The 3,565-nt window shown below is 44.1% G+C and carries 3 protein-coding genes; all 3 read right to left on the reverse strand.

Annotated features, from left to right (window positions below):
- Nucleotides 1-47 precede the first annotated feature (47 nt).
- Nucleotides 48-2,879 carry a hypothetical protein gene (locus HMPREF9074_RS02565; protein ID WP_009391878.1) on the reverse strand — a complete coding sequence of 944 codons (2,832 nt, stop codon included), beginning with the start codon at nt 2,877-2,879 and terminating at the stop codon, nt 48-50.
- Between the two features lie 105 nt (nt 2,880-2,984).
- Nucleotides 2,985-3,248, reverse strand: coding sequence for a hypothetical protein (locus tag HMPREF9074_RS02570; protein ID WP_034539605.1), 264 nt, complete (start codon nt 3,246-3,248; stop codon nt 2,985-2,987).
- Nucleotides 3,245-3,469: a hypothetical protein gene (locus tag HMPREF9074_RS02575; RefSeq protein WP_034539607.1), complete on the reverse strand. Its 225-nt coding sequence runs from the start codon at nt 3,467-3,469 to the stop codon at nt 3,245-3,247. Before HMPREF9074_RS02575 ends, HMPREF9074_RS02570 begins: the two co-directional genes overlap by 4 nt.
- Between the last annotated feature and the right edge of the window lie 96 nt (nt 3,470-3,565).

Raw genomic sequence — 3,565 nt, forward strand, 5'->3', positions numbered from 1 at the left:
TAAATAGGTCATCGCCTTGGCAAATTCATTCGGGTTTTTCAGCATAATTAAAATGGTATATCGTCCTCGATGCCGGCAAGGTTGTTTGTCTTGGGGGCAGCTGGGGTGGTTTCTTCTGGTTTTTCGGCGTTGTTTTGCGGTTTGTTATTATTGGTGTCTATAAGAAAACATACGGTGCTTATACCGTTTATCTTGCGCTTTTCGGTGGATAGCGCCCACTGCTTTAGGGTGCAATAGTCGTTTAGCTTCTTCTCTATCTGTTGAGAGGTGTATTTGCCGCCTATTTCGTTTTGTACTTCACGGTTGAAATCTGGCTTTGAAAAGAATACGTTTAGATGTGTGTCGTCAGAGAAATAGGTATTGAAAAACGCCATAAAGGTGTCGCCTATGGTGAGCAGGGTACGGCGGTTTTCGAGTGCCTCAAGCGGTGCTTCTATCTTAGTTGGGCAGGATAGGTAGAACTGTAGGCAATTGAATAAAAAATTATAGTCGGTGTTCCACTCTTCTGTAGGGCTTTCGGCGGTCATAATATCGCGCCCGCCAAAATCGTCAGAGATTTTGCGGCTAAACTTGTAATCGTTTTTGGGTGTTTTGGCGTGATAATAGTCGGAATTTTGGTAAAATAAGAGGCGGCGCACCAGCGAACTCTCTTCAAAATCGGGTACGTAGTTAGTGGTTGCTGCCATCTTAGGGCTTCGCTCAAATGGGATATAGAATATTTTGCCGCCTTTGTGGTTTGCCTCGAAATCGCCGGTGACTTTGTTATAAAAGTCGCGGAAATCTTGGTTGAAGTTCATATCATCAAGGAATACAAGGCGCGTTTTTTCGGTTACCTTATCATAAGGGAATTTGTTGGCTCCGATGGTTTTTCCGTCTATATACTTGCTCTTTAGCAGCTTGCGTATACCATTTACCAAAAAAGATTTTCCGGTACCGCCGTAGGAACCTCTTGCAGAGTTCCCGCCCTTGTAGTCGGTACCCATTACTATATAGGCTTCGCTCTCGCGTTTGTGCTGGTGGAGTAGGTAGCCTACACAGTATATTTTATTCATTAGGTGTAGTTCTTGGGCGTAATTTTCTTCGTCGGTGAGGTTGGGACTGTGTATGCTAAAGGGTTGTTTGTCTTGCTCGGTTTCGGGGCAGGCGTCTTTGAGCCAATAAATACGGCTTGAGTTTATTAGCACTTTGAAATAATGGCTGGCAGGGGATAATATGCGCAGGCGGGTGCGCCCTTGCTCATCGGTGTAATGCTCGAATGCAGGGGGTAGTAGGCTGATAGGGTGGGGTATGACTTCGTCGCGCCAAAACTGTATGCTACTTGTTTTTTTGTAGTCGTATTGGCTTATGGTGTTGGCTTCTACTTTTATGGCTTTTTCGGTAAAGAAATACCATTGATAATTGCGCCCGTAATTGGGGGTTTCTTTTGGGTATAGGGGTAGCATCTTCAGATGTGAGGGCTGAAAGGCGGCGGCTGAAAATACGCGGTTGCGTACGCGCTGGTCGAATACTTTATGGTCTAACCATTGTAGTACGAACTTTTTGATGTCGGTAGATAGCACGCGGTCGATGCAGCCGTGTTTGAGGCTTACAAATTCGCATTCGTCTTCTTTTAATTCGGCAAAAGATGAAGCGTAGGTGTAGTAGCCTTGTAGGTGCAAAAAGTGTATTACTTTGGTGGGATTGAACTGTACGCTGCCTTTTTCGGTAAACTCCCAAAAGCGGAAGTTTAGGGACTGCTGTAGTAGGAGTTTGAAGCGTGATTGTAGAGCATCTTGTCCGGCGGTGTGGTGTAGGCGTAGCCAGTCGGCAAAGTCTTTTTTGCCGTTTTCTTTTAGTTCTTTTGGTAGCCAAACGAGGCGAATGTCGATAAAGGTATCGGCTACTTGTAGGGCTTGTCGTACGCCTGTAGCATCGAGGTCTGGCACGTAGTAGATGTTTCGTGCCAGTAGGGATAATTGCTGATATTCTTCAGCGTTGATGATTTCTGTTTCTGAATTAAACCATATAACATTGTAGCCGAGTGAGGCTATATTGATGCCGTCAGAGCCGCCGGTGGCGATGATAACGGTGTCGAGTTTTAAGGCATTGAGTTCTGCGGTGAGTTCGGTGCGTAGTTCTTTGCTTTTGGTGTTTTTTAGTTCTTCATTTAGGGTTTTTATGGCTTCGTAATCGACCAAGCGCAATAGTCTGTCCCAACCGTATACTATACGATTGCCGGATTTTCCGCCTACGAATGAGTGTTTAGGGTTTAGTTTGTCGCCTTTTTGGGCTAATGGTTGGTATATTTTTACAAAATCGCCTTTGTCATAGCCAAAAATAGGAAATTCTGGGGTGCTTTGTGTGGTTTTGCGGTATCGGTTCCCTTTGTCGTTGAGCCCAATTGTGGTGTAGTCGGTTATTTCTTTAAAATGATACGCATTTAGGAGTTCTGGGGTATAATACGGAAATAGACGGCGTAGGTACTTGGTGTGCTGAAAGGTGTCGGCAAAGGTTACGCTCCAAGTGCCTACTTCTTCGGTTACATCGGAGGAAAAAGACACTTTTGGTTGGATTTTAGCACCGTTTGGCAGGGGTACGCTGTAGGCGGCGCATAGGGTTTTTAGTGCCTCGAAAGCTGTGCAATGGTCGCGCTGCTGTACGTAGTCAATGGCATTAAGTCCTTTGCTATCGACGCCGAAATCGGTAAAAGTGTAAGGGGCAGTGCTGTTGCGCTGGTGTATATGGCAGGAGCCTGTTTTGTCGTCTGGTCGTACGCGGAAGCCTTTTGTGCGACCGCGATTGGCGGATATTTCTGCAGCAAACTCATCAAGGAAAAACTGGCGACCGTAGTCGGTAGCGTCCCAAAGGAGTTCTTTTATATTGTCGAAATTACTATCCATTAGTTGTTAGGTATTAGCAGTTAGTAGTTAGGAAAAAAGCCGTGCATTACGTGCACTTATGCACGGCTTATCTAACAACTAACTAACGTTATTTTACTATTCTGGCTATTCTGGGTAAGCAAAGGCTGGGGCTGGTTTTGTGTATTTTTCTGGCACAAGAGCATAGGAGAGTTGCCCCGCACTTATCTCTGGACGAATTGAGAGGTAGCCCCCAGCAGCTCGGTTGTATAGATTAACAAGGGCTTCTTCGCTGTAGTAATTAAGGTCGATGATAAGCATATTATCCTCAATGGTTATCATATTGGTTCTAATATCATCGATGTTTAGCACGGCATTGAGGCGCGCGGTTACTTGGTTTATCTGGTTCATTGTATTATGGTTTTATACGGTTCGTTGGAATTTCTACTATTTGAAATAAAGATTAACGCACAAGCAAAATAAGCGGCTATTTTTTGGGCTTTTTCTTTATTATACTCTGGGAAAATTGATAATTCAATGGTATTTTTATCTAATTTTATAATATCTATATAGAGACGATAATAAAAATGTCTTATACCATTAAGAGCTATATATATTTCAGCTTCGTCCATTGTTTTATGGTTTTACGTGTTCGCTTCGTGTTCGGTACGTGTTCGCTTTAGCTTCGGTGTACCTCGACAAGTTCTTCTACAGGCAGGCTAAATACT

This window comes from Capnocytophaga sp. oral taxon 329 str. F0087, assembly GCF_000213295.2.
Classification (GTDB): domain Bacteria; phylum Bacteroidota; class Bacteroidia; order Flavobacteriales; family Flavobacteriaceae; genus Capnocytophaga; species Capnocytophaga leadbetteri_A.